General features: G+C 62.1%; 14 protein-coding genes, 1 tRNA gene and 1 pseudogene. 7 read left to right on the top strand and 9 right to left on the bottom strand.

Annotated elements, in window-relative coordinates; translation table 11 throughout:
• Nucleotides 1-122: 122 nt before the first annotated feature.
• Nucleotides 123-1,124, top strand: coding sequence for an alpha/beta hydrolase (locus tag GVK95_RS16095; RefSeq protein ID WP_244618786.1), 1,002 nt, complete (start codon nucleotides 123-125; stop codon nucleotides 1,122-1,124).
• Here the strand turns inward: GVK95_RS16095 and ilvA are convergent.
• Nucleotides 1,117-2,367 carry a threonine ammonia-lyase gene (gene ilvA / locus GVK95_RS16100; RefSeq protein WP_200844302.1) on the bottom strand — a complete coding sequence of 417 codons (1,251 nt, stop codon included), beginning with the start codon at nucleotides 2,365-2,367 and terminating at the stop codon, nucleotides 1,117-1,119. The genes GVK95_RS16095 and ilvA overlap by 8 nt on opposite strands.
• A 98-nt stretch (nucleotides 2,368-2,465) precedes the next feature.
• Between ilvA and GVK95_RS16105 the strand changes: the two genes are divergently transcribed.
• Both GVK95_RS16105 and GVK95_RS16110 read left to right on the top strand, forming a co-directional pair.
• Entirely contained in the window at nucleotides 2,466-3,920 is a 1,455-nt protein-coding gene (locus GVK95_RS16105) for a TrkH family potassium uptake protein (protein ID WP_159951423.1), read from the top strand.
• 167 nt (nucleotides 3,921-4,087) lie between these two features.
• Nucleotides 4,088-4,687, top strand: a complete 600-nt coding sequence (locus GVK95_RS16110; protein WP_159951425.1) for a hypothetical protein — start codon at nucleotides 4,088-4,090, stop codon at nucleotides 4,685-4,687.
• 54 nt (nucleotides 4,688-4,741) lie between these two features.
• On the opposite strand, the gene GVK95_RS16115 is transcribed toward GVK95_RS16110, so the two are convergent.
• The 3 genes from GVK95_RS16115 to GVK95_RS16125 form a co-directional block, all read right to left on the bottom strand.
• On the bottom strand, nucleotides 4,742-5,560 hold the full coding sequence (locus GVK95_RS16115; protein WP_159951427.1) for an ABC transporter permease: 819 nt from the start codon (nucleotides 5,558-5,560) through the stop codon (nucleotides 4,742-4,744).
• Nucleotides 5,557-6,345 (bottom strand): ABC transporter ATP-binding protein, encoded by a 789-nt coding sequence (locus GVK95_RS16120; RefSeq protein WP_200844303.1) that lies wholly within the window; start codon nucleotides 6,343-6,345, stop codon nucleotides 5,557-5,559. Before GVK95_RS16120 ends, GVK95_RS16115 begins: the two co-directional genes overlap by 4 nt.
• Nucleotides 6,346-6,528: 183 nt before the next feature.
• Entirely contained in the window at nucleotides 6,529-7,581 is a 1,053-nt protein-coding gene (locus GVK95_RS16125; RefSeq protein ID WP_200844304.1) for an ABC transporter substrate-binding protein, read from the bottom strand.
• 250 nt (nucleotides 7,582-7,831) lie between these two features.
• Here GVK95_RS16125 and GVK95_RS16130 point away from each other — a divergent pair.
• Nucleotides 7,832-8,770 (top strand): annotated as a pseudogene (locus GVK95_RS16130) (bifunctional helix-turn-helix transcriptional regulator/GNAT family N-acetyltransferase); the annotation flags it as partial.
• Nucleotides 8,771-8,877: 107 nt separating this feature from the next.
• Here the strand turns inward: GVK95_RS16130 and GVK95_RS16135 are convergent.
• From GVK95_RS16135 to wrbA, 3 genes are all read right to left on the bottom strand, one after another.
• Nucleotides 8,878-8,962, bottom strand: a tRNA-Leu gene (locus GVK95_RS16135).
• Nucleotides 8,963-9,041: 79 nt separating this feature from the next.
• Complete coding sequence (locus GVK95_RS16140) at nucleotides 9,042-9,302, bottom strand: PilZ domain-containing protein (protein ID WP_159951431.1); 261 nt, start codon at nucleotides 9,300-9,302, stop codon at nucleotides 9,042-9,044.
• A gap of 169 nt (nucleotides 9,303-9,471) precedes the next feature.
• Nucleotides 9,472-10,068: an NAD(P)H:quinone oxidoreductase type IV gene (wrbA, locus tag GVK95_RS16145; RefSeq protein WP_159951433.1), complete on the bottom strand. Its 597-nt coding sequence runs from the start codon at nucleotides 10,066-10,068 to the stop codon at nucleotides 9,472-9,474.
• 257 nt (nucleotides 10,069-10,325) lie between these two features.
• Between wrbA and GVK95_RS16150 the strand changes: the two genes are divergently transcribed.
• The 3 genes from GVK95_RS16150 to gpt all read left to right on the top strand — a co-directional run bounded on the left by GVK95_RS16150 (nucleotide 10,326) and on the right by gpt (nucleotide 12,877).
• On the top strand, nucleotides 10,326-11,111 hold the full coding sequence (locus GVK95_RS16150) for a competence/damage-inducible protein A (RefSeq protein ID WP_159951435.1): 786 nt from the start codon (nucleotides 10,326-10,328) through the stop codon (nucleotides 11,109-11,111).
• 141 nt (nucleotides 11,112-11,252) lie between these two features.
• The gene (locus tag GVK95_RS16155; RefSeq protein WP_159951437.1) at nucleotides 11,253-12,095 is read left to right on the top strand and encodes a universal stress protein; all 843 of its coding nucleotides are present in this window, start codon (nucleotides 11,253-11,255) and stop codon (nucleotides 12,093-12,095) included.
• Between the two features lie 284 nt (nucleotides 12,096-12,379).
• A complete protein-coding gene (gene gpt, locus GVK95_RS16160; RefSeq protein ID WP_159951439.1) occupies nucleotides 12,380-12,877 on the top strand; it encodes a xanthine phosphoribosyltransferase in 498 nt (165 codons plus the stop codon).
• Nucleotides 12,878-12,946: 69 nt separating this feature from the next.
• Here gpt and GVK95_RS16165 read toward each other — a convergent pair whose 3' ends face one another.
• Both GVK95_RS16165 and GVK95_RS16170 read right to left on the bottom strand, forming a co-directional pair.
• Nucleotides 12,947-13,768, bottom strand: coding sequence for an SDR family oxidoreductase (locus GVK95_RS16165; RefSeq protein ID WP_159951441.1), 822 nt, complete (start codon nucleotides 13,766-13,768; stop codon nucleotides 12,947-12,949).
• Nucleotides 13,765-14,958: a phytanoyl-CoA dioxygenase family protein gene (locus GVK95_RS16170; protein WP_159951443.1), complete on the bottom strand. Its 1,194-nt coding sequence runs from the start codon at nucleotides 14,956-14,958 to the stop codon at nucleotides 13,765-13,767. The genes GVK95_RS16165 and GVK95_RS16170 overlap by 4 nt, the downstream gene beginning before the upstream one ends.
• Nucleotides 14,959-14,963 lie beyond the last annotated feature (5 nt).

Genomic DNA, 14,963 nt, shown 5'->3' on the forward strand with positions numbered 1-14,963 from the left:
AATTGGGTAACGCCTGGGCGACGATCCGCAGCGATCATATGCCAATCCGGTTTAAACCCCGCTAGACTTCCGCCCCGGCATGGGAGAGGCTGGTGCGGAGGACACTATCGATGAGAATGTTCATGGGTTTTCTGGCTGGCATCCTTGTCATCGTCGCCATCCTTGCCATCCTTGCCATCGTCTACCGCCTGCCGCCACGGCTTGATCTCGAACGCGAGGCGGCCTTTGCCGCCGGCCAAGGCCTCAATGACCGAGGCCTTGATGAGGTCGACGCCTATCTGACTGCGGCCGAATCGGGGTTTCCCCGTCTTCGCAAGGGCCTCGGCAAACAGGTGATCTGGGCCGATCCGGCGAACAAGGTAAAAACACCGGTGTCGGTGATCTATATCCATGGCTTTTCCGCCTCGTCCGGCGAGCTTCGCCCCCTGCCCGATCTGGTCGCCAGGGCGCTCGGCGCCAATCTCTACTATACCCGCCTTGCCGGCCACGGACTTGACGATCCGGATGGCCTGGGACAGGCGACACTGAATGACTGGACCGCCGACATGGCCGAGGCTCTGGCGATCGGTCGCGTCCTGGGCGACAAGGTTGTGGTAATCTCGACCTCGACCGGAAGCTCGCTGGTGACCTGGGCTCTGGCCCGCCCTGCCCTTGGCCGGGATGTCGCGGCGACGGTGTTTATCTCGCCCAATTACGGCCTGCGTGCCTTCGGCAGTTTCCTGCCCACCGGTCCCTTCGCGGGGCCGCTTGCGCATCTGCTGATCGGTGCAAGGCGCGGTTTCGAGCCGGTCAACGCGCAGAACGCTTTCAACTGGACGACCGATTATCCGGTCGAGGCGCTGATCCCGATGGCGCAGGCAGTCAGGCTGGCGCAGCATACGAAGGTCGAGGCCATCACGCTGCCGGCCCTGTTCATCTATTCGGCCAAGGACAAGGTGGTCAGCGCGCAAGCCACGGCAGCGGTTGCCGCGCGATGGGGCGGACCGCATGCCACGTTCGACCCAGGGCCGAACGGCGACGCAAACAGCCATGTGATCGCCGGCGACAGCTATTCGCAGCAAACCACCCAGCCGGTCGCCGACCATATCCTCGCCTGGCTGACAACCCTGCCGGGCGTCAGATGATCAGGTTCGCCAGGATCTCGTTTTCGGTGATGTCCTCGAAGCCGAGACCGGCCTGATCGAAGCGGGCGAAGAGATCGGCGAAATTCTCGCGCTTGCCGGTTTCGATGCCGATCAGGATCGAGCCGAAATTGCGGGCCGACTTCTTCAGATATTCGAAGCGGGCGATATCGTCCTCGGGGCCGAGCAGATTGAGGACGTCGCGCAGGGCGCCGGGGCGCTGCGGCAGGCGCAAGATGAAGTATTTCTTCAGCCCGGCATGGCGCATGGCGCGTTCCTTGACATCCGGCAGACGATCGAAGTCGAAATTGCCGCCCGAGACAACGGCGACCACGGTCTTGCCGGCAAGGCGTTCGGGCGGCAGCAGATCGAGGGCTGCGATCGACAGTGCGCCGGCCGGTTCGAGCACCACACCTTCGACATTGAGCATCTCGGTCATGGTCACGCAGATGGCGTTTTCCGGGACGATCACCACCTGCTCGGCGGCAAAATGCCTGAGGGCTGCGAAATTATGATCACCAATGCGCGCGACGGCGGCCCCATCGACGAAATTGTCGACCTTGGGCAGTGTCACCACGGCACCTGCTTCGAGGCTGCGGCGCAGGCTGGGCGCGCCGGCCGGTTCGCAAAAGACCATGCTGCCCGCCGCGACGCGACCGGCCAGATAGCCGGTCATGCCCGAGGACAATCCGCCACCGCCTACCGGCATGACAACCAGATCCGGTGTCACGCCTTCGGGCAATTGCTGGACCATCTCGGCCGCCACGGTCGCCTGCCCCTCGATGATGTCTGGGTGGTCGAAGGGCGGCACCATATAGCCGCCGATCGCCTCGACATGCTCGCGGGCCGCCGCATAGCACTGGTCGAAAATATCGCCGAACAGGCGGATGGTGATGAATTCGCCGCCAAAGGTGCGGGTCTTGTCGATCTTCTGCTGCGGCGTGGTCACCGGCATGAAGACGACGCCCTGCACGCCGAAATGACGGCAGACGAAGGCGAAGCCCTGGGCATGGTTGCCGGCGGAGGCGCAGACAAAGGTCGTGCTGGCCGGGCTGTCGCCGACGATCTTGCGCAGGAAATTGAACGCGCCGCGAATCTTGTAGGAGCGAACCGGGGTCAGGTCTTCGCGCTTGAGATAGATATTGGCCCCATAGCGGGCGCTCAAATGATCATTGAGCTGCAGGGGTGTTTCGGGGAAAAGGCCACGCATGGCTTCCAGCGCGGTCTCGACTTCCTGTGGCGTCACGACGTCCATCCGTTGAATTTTGATCTGCCTCCCGCTATGGCATAGACATCAGGCACTGACAAAGCTTCTTTGCAGTGCAACCAAACGGAAGAAATTCCTTGAACACCAATCTCCTGCGCACCCTGGTCTACATCGCCGCGCTCTGCGGTCTCTATCTTTCGACCGCGATGCTGGTCCCGGCGATGGTCGATCTCTACTATCGCGACGACAACTGGTCGGTGTTCACCGTCTCGGCCGCCATGGTCGGCGGCATTTCGCTGACGGCGGCGATGGCGACGCGCGGCCCGCCGCCTGCGTTTTCCAAGCGCATGGGCTTCCTGCTGGTCAATGTGCTCTGGGCCGTGTTTTCCGTGGTCGGTGCAATCCCGCTCTATTTCGCCGACCTCGACCTGACGTTCGCGCAGGCGCTGTTCGAATCGATCTCCGGCATCACCACGACGGGATCAACAGTGATCAGCGGTCTCGACAACATTGCTCCGGGCATCTTGATGTGGCGCTCGCTGCTTGCCTGGCTCGGCGGTATCGGGATCGTCGCGCTCGGTCTCTTCGTCCTGCCGTTTTTGCGCGTCGGCGGCATGTCCTTCTTCAAGATGGAATCGTCGGATACCGGCGACAAGCCCTTCGCCCGGCTCGCCACCTTCACCCGCGCCTTCATGGCGGTCTATGTCGGCATCACGCTCGTCTGCACCATTGCCTATGACTTCGCCGGCATGAGCCATTTCGATGCGATCAATCATGCCTTTACGACCGTGGCGACGGCTGGCTTCTCGACCCATGACATGTCGTTCGCCTTTTTTGACAGCTATACGATCCTGTGGATTTCGACCTTCTTCATGACGGTCTGCAGCTTGCCTTTTTCGATCCTGATCGTCTTCGTCATCCGCGGACGGCTCGATGCGTTGCGCGATCCGCAGATCATTATTTTCCTTGCCTATCTTGTCGCCTTTGCGCTGGCCGGCGGGATCTACAACCATCTGCAAAACGGCATTCCGCTGCCGATCTCGCTGACCCATTCCTTCTTCAACTATACCTCGATCCTGTCGACCACCGGATTCGCCAGCCAAGACTATACGCTGTGGGGGCCGTTCGCCGTCACCGCCGCCTTCTTCGCCACCTTCATGGGCGGCTGCTCGGGCTCGACGGCCGGCGGCATCAAGGCCTATCGCTTCGTCATCCTGTTCAACCTGATCGTCACCGGCATGAAAAAGCTGATCTATCCGAATGCCATCTATTCGGTGCGCTACGGCAACCAGACCGTCGATGCGGAAACCCAACGCGCGGTCTTCCTGTTCTTTGCCGCCTATATGTTCATCTGGGTGATCGGCAGTATGGCCATGTCGCTGCTCGGCTACGACTTTGCCACCTCGACCTCGGCCGTGATCACCGCCCTGTCGAATGTCGGCCCCGGCATCGGACCGCTGATCGGACCGGTCGGCAATTTTGCCATGATGAACGACCCGGAACTCTACGTCCTGTCGCTGGCCATGCTGCTTGGCCGCCTCGAAGTCCTGACCATGCTTGTGCTGCTCGTGCCGATCTTCTGGCGTTCCTGACCCGCTGCCTTGGTGTCGGCCAACTTGAAGTTACATTGGCCGGTCCGACGGCGGCAAAACTGCGATCAAGCGTGCCACTAAACTTGCCGCCAATGTTGCCGCCAATCTTGACTGCCGAGCCCGGATCTTTCCAAACTCGGCCGATCCGCCGGATGCAGGAGAATCACATGACCGCCTTGAAACTGGCCCGTCTATCCCAAGTGACGGCCGCGCCGATCATCGCCCTGATGCTGGCAGTCACAGCCGAAGCCGGTCCGCTGCTTGACGGCGCGAGCGAGGCCGAGCGCAAGGCGGCTGCGGGTGATGCGCGCGGTGCCTTTATCGGCCTGCATCAAAGCGTGGCAAAGTTTTCGGCGAGCCTGCCGCTCACCGTACCGCGTGCGCTGTTCGTCAGTGAAAAGCCGACCGGCTACGGCGCCTATACGCCGAAGAAGGAACCCATCTTCGACAGCGGCGAACCTCTGATCACCTATCTCGAAGTGGCTGGCCTCAGATGGCGCACGCTCGAAGATGGCCGCAAACAGTCGAATTTCAGCGTCGACCTGGAACTGAGCGACGACAAGGGCAAGACGCTGGCGCTGAAAAAGGATTTCGGCAGCTTCACCTTCACCGGCCATGTCGAGGCGCAGGAGATCTATACCCACCTGACGCTCGACGTCGCGGGTGCCGCTCCCGGCGCATATATCCTGCGCTACACCGTCAACGACATCATCGCCGAGCGTTCGACGCCGTTCGAGCAGCACTTCACCGTCAGCGACAAGAAGTAGCGCGGAAACCTTCCGCGCCACCGGGCTCTTTCCCGGGTCCCGCGCACCAGCCGCTCAGTTCGCCATGGTCGAGCGATGCGCCCATCCGGTCATGCGGCGCTCGATCCAGGCCATCAGCGCATACATGGCGATGCCCTCGATCGCCAGCATCATCAGGCCGGCAAACACCAGCGGCACGTTGAACTGGCTCTGGGCCGAACTCATCATGTTGCCGAGACCGTAATTCGAGGCGACGGTTTCCGAGACCACCGAGCCGACAAAGGCAAGCGTCACGGCAATCTTCAGCGAGCCGAAGAAATAGGGCATCGAGCGCGGAATGCCGACCTTCAGCATGATGTCGATCTTCCTGGCGCCCAGCGCGCGAAGCACGTCTTCCGTCTCCGGCTCGATCGTGGCAAGGCCGGTGGCGACGTTGACGACGATCGGGAAGAAGGAAATCAGGAAGGCGGTCAGCACCGCCGGCACAGTGCCGATGCCGAACCAGATGACAAGGATCGGCACCAGCGCCACCTTGGGGATGGCGTTGAAGCCGATCATCAAGGGGTAAAGCCCGGCATAGATCGACTTCGACCAGCCGATGAACAGGCCGAGCCCAAGGCCCGCGACGACGGCAATCAGGAAGCCGAGCGTCGTGGTGTAGAGCGTCTGCAGCGAGTTCTTCCAGATCGGCGACCAGTATTGCACGATCGCCTCGAACACTCTTGTCGGTGCCGGCAACAACGTCTGCGGCAGGGCAAAGGCGATGACCGACAGTTCCCAGATGGCAAACAGGCCGAGCGTATAGAGGAAGGGGGCTGCCCGCACCCAGTTGATCCGCTGCATCAGCGGCTTGACCACCGGTCGGGTCGGCACGGTCTCTGATGTCACACTCATGCCACCACCCTCGCCTTGGCAATTTCCCCATGCAGCAGATGCACCATGTCGTTGAAGGCGCCGTCATACATCAGGTCGATGTCGCGCGGCCGGGCAAACGGCACGGTATGTTCCTTGACCACCCGGCCGGGCCGGGCACTCATCACGAAGATCCGGTCGGCGAGAAACACCGCTTCGCGCAGATCATGGGTGACGAGCACGATGGTCACGCCTTGCGCCGCATGCAGGTCGCGGATGACGCACCAGAGTTCCTCGCGGGTAAAGGCATCGAGCGCGCCGAACGGCTCATCGAGCATCAAGAGTTCCGGCTCGTGTATCAGCGCCCGGCAGAGATTGGCGCGCTGCTGCATGCCGCCCGAAAGCTGCCAGGGGAATTTCGAACCGACACCCTTCAGCCCGACGATCTCAAGCAGGTTCTCCGCCTTCTCAATGTATTCTTTTTTATTGGCTCGCAGCCGGTGGCGATGACGCTCGACGATCTCCAGCGGCAGAAGGATGTTTTCGAGCGTCGTGCGCCAGGGCAGCATGGTCGGGTTCTGGAAGGCCATGCCGACGATCGAGACCGGCTTCGTCACCTGCTGGCCGCCGACGATGACGACGCCCGCTTGAGGGATATGCAGCCCGGTCACCAGTTTCATCAGGGTCGACTTGCCGCAGCCGGACGGCCCGACCACGGCGGCAAATTCGCCCTTGGCGACACGCATCGTCAGGCCGGAGACGGCCAGCGTGCCATCGGCACCGCCATAGCGCATGTCGACATTGTCGATGGAAACGAGGTGGGACAATATTCTCTCCGTCCGTATTGCAGAGGATCCCAAGACCCCCTCTGGCCTGCCGGCCATCTCCCCCACAAGGGGGGAGATTACGCGCAGCACGGCCTCGCCAGATTAACGCACCCACTGAAATGCTGACATGTCGGCAGATGAAGCCCCTCCCCCTTGTGGGGAGGGGTTGGGGAGGGGAATGCCTTACGGCAACATCCGATCTTCCTTGGCCGGCAGGAACGAAGCGTCGAAGACCTGTTCGGCCTTGACAGCGCCCTTCAGGCCCATCGAGATTTTCAGCGTCTCGATCGAGGCGGCAAGCCTTGCCGGATCCACGCCACCGAAACCGTTCTCGATGACAAAGGGCGTCTTGATGTTCATGGCATTGGCCATTTCCAGGCGTTCCTTCTCGATCTCGGGATTGAGGGTCTCGTTGCGCTTCAGGACGGCGGCCACACCTTCTTCCGGATTGGCGACCGCATCGGCAAAGCCCTTGGCCAGGGCTTTCAGGAAGCCCTTGACCGCATCCGGGTTCTCGGCGGCGAAATCGGTATTGACCAGAACGCTGTTGCCATAAAGGTTGAGGCCATGTTCGGCCATCAGGATGGTGGCGATATCGTCGGCCGGCACGCCTTGTGCCTTGAGGTTCAGGATCACCGAGAAGGCAAAACCGAAGACGGCATCGACGTCGCCCTTGGCGAGCATCGGTTCGCGCACCGGAAAGCCGATGCTCTCGATGGTGATCTGGCTGTCGTCGATCTTGGCGACATCCTTGAAGGCCTTCCACTGGGCGAAGGCGCCGTCTGGCGGCGGTGCGCCGAGCTTCTTGCCTTCCAGCGATTTCGGATCTTCGGTGATGCCGAGCGCCTTGCGGCCGACGACCGCGAAGGTCGGACGCTCATAGACCATCATCACGGCCTTGATCTTCTGGGCCGGATCTTCGTCGAGGAACTTGATCAGCGAATTGATGTCGCCGAAGCCCATCTGGTAGGCGCCAGTCGCCACCCGCGGGATCGCCTCGACCGAGCCATTGCCGCTGTCGATGGTCACGTCGAGGCCCTCGGCCTTGAAATATCCCTTGTCGAGCGCCAGCAGGAAGCCGGCGGCCGGGCCTTCGAACTTCCAGTCGAGCGTGAACTTGACCGCCGTTTCGGCATGGGCTGCCGTCACCGGCAGGACCAGTCCGGCGACAAGGCCCATGGCAGTGGACAGCGCAGCGGACAGAACCGTCGCTGCGAAAGTGCGTCTCTTGATCATCAAATCATGCTCCCCGTTCTTGGTGTTGTACCCATCAAAAACAAGTTTGCGCCGCAGCGCAAGCAAAGATTGCTCAAACTTTCGTCAAGTTTTGGACTGATTGTTTTTTGATCAATTCGCGGGCGCCGGGAAGATCCCGCCCGTGCGTCGCCGCGAGCGAAATCCTGCCGCACCGGTATCGAACGGGCTTGAAGTTGGATCCCTATCTTGCCAATATAGTTGCATCGATCAACCAATGTGGACGCCACGCATGACAATCGCGACACCCTCGACCGTGGAAACAGTGCGTTCCGCTGCGCGTGCACTGGTACGCCGGCTTGGCTTTCTCGGCGACGACCTGGCCGAAAGCGGCCTGCCGGCATCGGCCGTTCACGCTCTGATCGAGATCGGCGCAGCACAGCAACTCACGGCGAAGGACCTGCGCGGCCTACTGGGACTGGAAAAGTCCAGCGTCAGCCGGATGTTGCGCAAGCTGGTCGAGGCCGGGCTGCTGGAGGAGCGGCCGGACGACGAGGATGCGCGCGCCAAGCAGATTTCGCTGACACCGTCCGGAGCGGCCAAACTGGCGCAGATCGATGCCTTTGCCCGCCGGCAGGTCGAAACCGCCCTCGCCCGGCTGACGCCGACGCAGGGCGTGACCGTGACGCAAGGGCTGCAGCTCTATGCCGAAGCCCTGTCGCCGGCGCCGGAAAATCCGCGCTCGTCCTCATCCCTTTTACCTCTGGCCGAGATCTCCAACGGCTACCGACCGGGCCTGATCGGTCGCTGCAGCGACATGCATGCGCGCTACTATGCCCGCACCGTCGGTTTCGGCCGGGAATTCGAAGCCATCGTCGCCACCGGCCTGTCGGAATTCTGCACCCGCATCGAACATCCGGACAATGAAATCTGGACCGCCATCGCCGACGAAACGATCGTCGGCACGATCGCCATCGACGGCGAGGATCTGAACAGGCCGGCCGAGACAGATTTGGACACAGATCACCGCTCCAACGCTGTCTCGGGCACTGGCATCGACAACGGCATCGGTAATGGCGGCCGCATCGCCCATCTGCGCTGGTTCATCGTCGATGACGACCAACGCGGCAGCGGCCTTGGACGCCGGCTGCTCTCAGCCGCCCTTGCCTTCGTCGATGCCCGTGATTTCGCCGAGACGCATCTGTGGACCTTTCGCGGCCTCGATGCCGCCCGCGCACTCTACGAGGCACACGGCTTTGCATTGGCCGACGAGTATCAGGGCCGGCAATGGGGGAGTGCGGTGATGGAACAGAAGTTTGTCAGGCGGCAGATGGCCCCTGGTGCGGGCGGCGGGGGTCGAACCCGCACAGCCGAGGCCGAGGGATTTTAAGTCCCTTGCGTCTACCAGTTTCGCCACGCCCGCAACTGTGCCCTGTTTCATCCACTTGACGATTGTCGTCAAGGGTCGTTGGTCACGTCGCGGTACGCTGGCCCGGTGTTTGTCAGTTCATCTTGCGATCGGTGAACTCGACGCCCAGTTCGCGCGCCGTTCGCCAGCGCACGTGGCAGTCATGGGTGGTGCCGTCTTCGAAGCGCAGGCGGAAATCGGCGGGAATATCTGCCGTCGATTCGAACTGCACCTTGGCGCCGGCTTGCGACAGGTTGCGCACCATGCAGTCAAAGGTCGAATAGCCGCCAGCCAGAATGGCGCGGCCAGCCTTCAGCGCGCGGGTGCGCGGTATCTCTCTTCGTTCCGATTCCATGGCAAAGGCACCTGGCATTGATGTTGTGCCCGCCATCTATCGCAGATCGGGTTTAATCGCTGTTGAAACCAATTGGTTGGATCTTAACGATCGGAAACCTTGCAACAAAAGAGGGCGGGAAAACCCCGCCCTCGATGCATCGATTTGACAATTATCAGGCCGGCAAGAATCAGGCCAGCTTGGCGGCGAGCTTGGCGACATGCGCGCCCTGGAACTTGGCTGCTTCGAGCTCGATCTCGGACGGCTGGCGCGAACCATCGCCATCTGTGATCGTCGAGGCGCCGTAAGGCGAGCCGCCCTTGACCGCTTCAACGCCCATCTGGCCCTGGAAGGCGTAAGGCAGGCCGGCAACGACCATGCCGTGATGCAGGAAGGTCGGGATGAAGCCGAGGATGGTGGTTTCCTGTCCGCCGTGCTGGGTGGCTGACGAGGTGAAGGTCGAGCCGAGCTTGCCAACCAGCTTGCCGGAGAACCACAGGCCACCGGTCTGGTCCCAGAAATTGCGCATCTGCGAGGCGACCGTGCCGAAGCGTGTGCCGGCGCCGACGATGATCGCGTCATAGCCTGCCAGTTCGTCCACCGTTGCAATTTCGGCCTTCTGGTCCATCTTGAAATGCGAGGACTTGGCGACCTCTTCCGGAACCAGTTCCGGAACGCGCTTGACGATGACGTCGGCGCCGGCCGACTTGGCGCCTTCGGCAACGGCATACGCCATGGTTTCAATGTGACCGTAGGACGAATAGTAGAGAACCAGAACCTTAGCCATGACGTATCTCCTGTTGGATGTTGCTGGACTGTTGTCTTGCTGGGCGGTGTCGCCGCCCCGTATTCGATGGGTTGAGATCTAACGCAATCTGTCGCGCAGACCAGCCACGTCAAGAGGAACGCAGTGTTCACTCAAATTGCACTTACCCTTCTCAGAACGTTCACAAAGCGCTAGATTTGCCGATTGTTGCCGATACCAGCGCGTCGCCTCCCGGGTTATGGCCCGGGGTCTCGCCCCACCAGACTGACAGGATCTCCATGAGCCCCACGATCAAGACCGCCGGCATGCTCGCCATCGGCGACGAACTTTTGTCCGGCCGGACCAAGGACAAGAATATCGGCCATCTCGCCGATCTGCTGACGGTTGCCGGCATCGACCTGAAGGAAGTCCGGATCGTCGCCGACGAGGAGGATGCCATCGTCGAGGCGGTCAATGCGCTGCGCCAGCGCTATGACTATGTCTTCACCTCCGGCGGCATCGGCCCGACCCATGACGACATCACCGCAGACAGCGTGTCTACGGCCTTCGGCGTGCCTTGCGTGCATGATCCGGATGCGATGATGCTGCTCGGCAACATGTATGCGGCGCGCAACATGGATTTCACCGAGGCACGCCAGCGCATGGCCCGCATGCCGCAGGGTGCCAGCCATATCCCCAATCCGGTCTCGACCGCCCCCGGCTTCATCATCGGCAATGTGCATGTCATGGCCGGCGTGCCGCAGGTCTTCCAGGCGATGATCGCCCATGTGATCGAAACACTGCCGACCGGCACCAAGGTGCTGACCCGCGCCATTGCCTGCCCGTTCGGCGAAGGCGATATCGGCACGCTGCTCGGGCAGATCCAGAAGGCGCATCCGCTGACCTCGATTGGCTCCTATCCGCAATTCGACGGCAAGCGTTTTTCGACCGAGCTTCTGGTGCGCGCCCGCGACGAGACGGCGCTGGATGCGGCCGCTGCTGATGTCGCCGCCATGGTCGTGCAAATTGCCGCAGAAAAGGACGCCCTGGCGAAGCGCGATCTCGGCACTGGCGAGGTCGCCTGACGGCACGTCGATCCCTGAGCGACGCCTGGACAAAAATCTTGTTCCGTTTCGCCATTTGACCGATGTCAAAGCGGAACTTCGTCTTGACGGTCATAGTTTTCTCATGCGGACATTGCATAAGGACCGCGTGAGGAGACGACCATGGGTTATCGTACACTTCTTGCCATATTGGACACGCCGAACACGACGAAGCAGGTCACCGATTTTGCGGTGGCGTTTGCCAACCAGTTTCAGTCGCATGTGATCGGCGCGCATGCCGAGGCGATTGCCATGGTGCCGCTGGTGGCGCCGATGGAAATCCCGGATCCGGCCACCATCCAGGCGCTGCAGGACATGGCGCATCAGGAAACCGAGAGCGTCGAGGCGCTGTTCCGCGCAATTGCCGCACGCGAAGGCCTGTCGCATGAATGGCGCAGCTTCGTCACCTCGGCCGGCCTCAACTCCGCAGCCCTGATCGACAGCGCCCGCTCGACCGATCTGGTCATCGCGCCGCAGGGCGAACACGGCCTGCTGTCGGAAACACGGGCCGAGCTCGAAAGCTTCCTGTTCGAAAGCGGTCGCCCGGTACTGCTGGTGCCGCATATCCTCAAGACCCCCAAGCCGATCAAGCGGGTGATGGTCGCCTGGAACGGCTCGCGGGAAGCGGCGCGCGCCACCTTCGATGCCCTGCCCTTCCTGAAGGCAGCCGACGAGGTCGAGGTGTTCAGCGTCGATCCGCCGGAAAACAGCATCCAGACGGCCGCTGTCGCCGGTGCCGAGATCGCCTCCACCCTTGCCCGCCACGGCGTCAAGGTCACAGTGGCCACGTCCGAGCAAAGCGGGCTGTCGCCGGCCATGGCAATCGAAAACCGGCTGTCGGACAGTTCCATCGACCTCTTGGTCATGGGCGCCTACGGCAACAAGCGCTGGTGGGAAGTGCTGTTTGGCGGCGTCACCCGCACGGTGCTCGATTCGATGACGGCGCTGACGCTGCTGTCGCGCTAGGCATCCAGGCCGGCGGCATATTGGCCGGGCCTTGCCATGCGGCAGGGATTCCGGCTAATAGCAGCGGCCAAAGACCAGTGCCCGATCAGGGCGGCATTCGCGCGGTATAGCGGGATCCCGAAACGTGTCTGCGGCGTCCGCAACGGATCCGCTCTCCTTTTCGGATACCGAAACCGCGCGAAACGCATTTCGGGCATTGTCCCGACATGCGACGCCGCCCCGGCTCCGGTTTTGAACGCCGCTTGTGTCGGCGCCCGAAAACCTTGCCTGCGGAGCCTTGCGACATGTCTCTTCCCGATAAAGCCTTTCCCGTATCCTGGGACCAGTTCCACCGCGACGCGCGTGCGCTTGCCTGGCGTCTTGCCGGTCTCGGCCAGGAGTTCCGTGCCATCGTCTGCATCACCCGCGGCGGCCTGGTGCCGGCGGCGATCATCTCGCGCGAACTGAATATCCGCCTGATCGAGACGGTCTGCATCGCCTCCTATCATGACTATGTCAACCAGGGCGAAATGAACCTGCTGAAAGGCATCACGGCCGATCTGATGACCGATGGCGGTTCCGGCGTGCTCGTCGTCGACGACCTGACCGATACCGGCAAGACGGCGCTGGAAGTGCGCCAGATGATGCCGAAGGCACATTTCGCCTGCGTCTACGCCAAGCCGAAGGGCGTGCCGACGATCGACACCTTCGTTACCGAAGTCAGCCAGGATACCTGGATCTATTTCCCCTGGGACATGGGCTTCACCTATCAGGAGCCGATTGCCAAGGGTTCGAAGGGCTGAAAGCTCTCGGCTTCCTGTGATGAAAAAGCCCGCGTCGCCGCGGGCTTTGTCTATTGTGGGGGTTCCTTGCTAAAGCGCATGCCTCGGATGCGGGCTGTCCTCGTAGGCGCCCCAGATCGACTGGTCGAAATTGATCGTCGATCCGGTCATCAGGCCGGATTCGGCCGATGACAGATAGGCGACGGCCCGTGCCACCTCGGCCGGATCGACCAGGCGTCCAAAGGGCTGCGCGGCGGCGGCCTTGTCCAGCCAATCCTCGGCTGCACCATGGAACTCGCGCTGGATCCGGTCCTCGCCGTCGCTCGACATCCAGCCGATATTGAGCCCGTTGACCCGGATGCGGTTCTTCAACAGCGCAAAGGCGGTGTTGCGGGTCAGCGTGTCGAGCGCGCCCTTGGAGGCGCAATAGGCGGCAATAAAGGGCTGACCGCCCATCGCCGACATCGACGAGATGTTGACGATCGTGCCCTCGGTGCCATGCTCGCGCATGACCTTGATCGTATCCTGCATCAGGAAGAACGGCGCCCGCGTGTTGATCGCGAACATGCGGTCGAACAGATCCTGGTCGGTGTCGAGGATCGTGCCGCGATCGGTGATCGCCGCGACATTGACCAGTGCATCAATCGTCCCGAAACGCGCCTGCGCCGCCGCGATCACCTTGCGGCAATCCTCGACCTTGCCGAGATCGGCTTCGACGAAGACAACCGGCACCTCGTAGCGTTCGGTGATTTCGGCAGCCTTGGCCCTGCCCTTGTCGGCATTGCGGCCGCAGATCGTCAGGCCTTTCGCACCGCGTTCGGCAAACAGCCGGGCGACTTCCGCGCCCAGTCCCTGGGTGCCGCCGGTGACGACCGCATATTTTCCATCCATTCTACCCATGATACTCCTCATGCCCTGCGCTTGGCGGCGTGACGCTTGATCACGTCGGCGAAGCTTGCAGCGTCCATCCCGGCCTCCAGGGCCTCCGCCATGATGGCAGCCTGCGTCTTCGGCGCAAGCCCTCCGACCGGCGGATCGCTGTCGAGATTGGTCGGGAAGGCATAACCCTCGGCGGTGGCGGCGATCGCATTGGCAACATCCTGCGCCGTCATCGTGCCGGACTCCTTCGCCTCCAGCAGGGCCGGATAGACGGCCGTCGACATTCGGTCGCGGTCGATAGCCTCCATGGCCCGGCCGAAGGCGGACGAGACCTGCAGGAGGTTTGCCATGCGATAGATGTCGGTCGAGACATTGTTGCCGGCGCCATGCATCAGGGCCGGATTGAAGAAGACGGCGTCGCCCTTGGCGAGCGGCAACTGCACATGATGCTCGGCGAAATAATGCTGGAATTCCGGCCGGCCGAAGGCGAGGTAGCCCTCGAAGAAGGTCTGCGAATACGGCAGGAACAGTGTCGGGCCGCTTTCGATCGGCATGTCGCAATGGGCAACGGCGCCCTGCAGCGTGAGAACCGGCGAGATCGCATGGATATGGCCGGGATAGGCCTGCATCTGCGCCGGCGACATGAAGCCGAGGTGGTAGTCGCGGTGCGCTTTCTGCGCCGCTCCGCCCGGATTGACCCGGTTCATCTGCGCCGTCATCTGATAACCGGTGCCCAGCCAGGCCTGCGACACCATGGCGATAGCTTGCGAGGCATAATAGCTCGCAAAATTCTGCGGATCCGCCAGGCAATGCTTCTGCAGCGAATTCCAGATGCGGTCATTGGCGCCGGCCTTGGCGAAATGGTCGGCCGCAACCTTGCCCTTTTCCCGTTCGTCGCGAACGATCGCGTCGAAGACTTCGGTGGCCCGGTCGACGACGGAAAGATCCGGCATCGCTCCCTTGATGACGATCACGCCCGGTCCTGTGGCAAATGCCTCCACCCATTCGGCCATCAGTTCACGGCGCAGATGCGGGTCGAGGCTGATCTGGCGGAGCTTGATCCCGTCATAGATCAGGACATTTTTCTCGACACCGACGGCAAAAGGCCAGTCGGCCGGATCGGTGGTCTTTTCCACGCCGGCCCTGAAGTGATCCAGCCGGCCGCTGTCAGCGTTCAGCCAGACCTTGTCGCGGCGCCGGCTCGAAAGGGTTTGAGCATCCATGGTAT

The sequence above is a fragment of the Rhizobium sp. 18065 genome, assembly GCF_902706095.1.
Lineage (GTDB): Bacteria > Pseudomonadota > Alphaproteobacteria > Rhizobiales > Rhizobiaceae > Allorhizobium.

Coding starts and splice junctions, on each gene's coding strand:
- GVK95_RS16095 (WP_244618786.1), top strand. CDS start 123: ATGGGTTTTCTGGCTGGCATCCTTGTCATCGTCGCCATCCTTGCCATC.
- GVK95_RS16110 (WP_159951425.1), top strand. CDS start 4,088: ATGACCGCCTTGAAACTGGCCCGTCTATCCCAAGTGACGGCCGCGCCG.
- GVK95_RS16125 (WP_200844304.1), bottom strand. CDS start 7,581: ATGATCAAGAGACGCACTTTCGCAGCGACGGTTCTGTCCGCTGCGCTG.
- GVK95_RS16170 (WP_159951443.1), bottom strand. CDS start 14,958: ATGGATGCTCAAACCCTTTCGAGCCGGCGCCGCGACAAGGTCTGGCTG.
- wrbA (WP_159951433.1), bottom strand. CDS start 10,068: ATGGCTAAGGTTCTGGTTCTCTACTATTCGTCCTACGGTCACATTGAA.
- GVK95_RS16140 (WP_159951431.1), bottom strand. CDS start 9,302: ATGGAATCGGAACGAAGAGAGATACCGCGCACCCGCGCGCTGAAGGCT.
- GVK95_RS16165 (WP_159951441.1), bottom strand. CDS start 13,768: ATGAGGAGTATCATGGGTAGAATGGATGGAAAATATGCGGTCGTCACC.
- GVK95_RS16115 (WP_159951427.1), bottom strand. CDS start 5,560: ATGAGTGTGACATCAGAGACCGTGCCGACCCGACCGGTGGTCAAGCCG.
- GVK95_RS16155 (WP_159951437.1), top strand. CDS start 11,253: ATGGGTTATCGTACACTTCTTGCCATATTGGACACGCCGAACACGACG.
- GVK95_RS16150 (WP_159951435.1), top strand. CDS start 10,326: ATGAGCCCCACGATCAAGACCGCCGGCATGCTCGCCATCGGCGACGAA.
- gpt (WP_159951439.1), top strand. CDS start 12,380: ATGTCTCTTCCCGATAAAGCCTTTCCCGTATCCTGGGACCAGTTCCAC.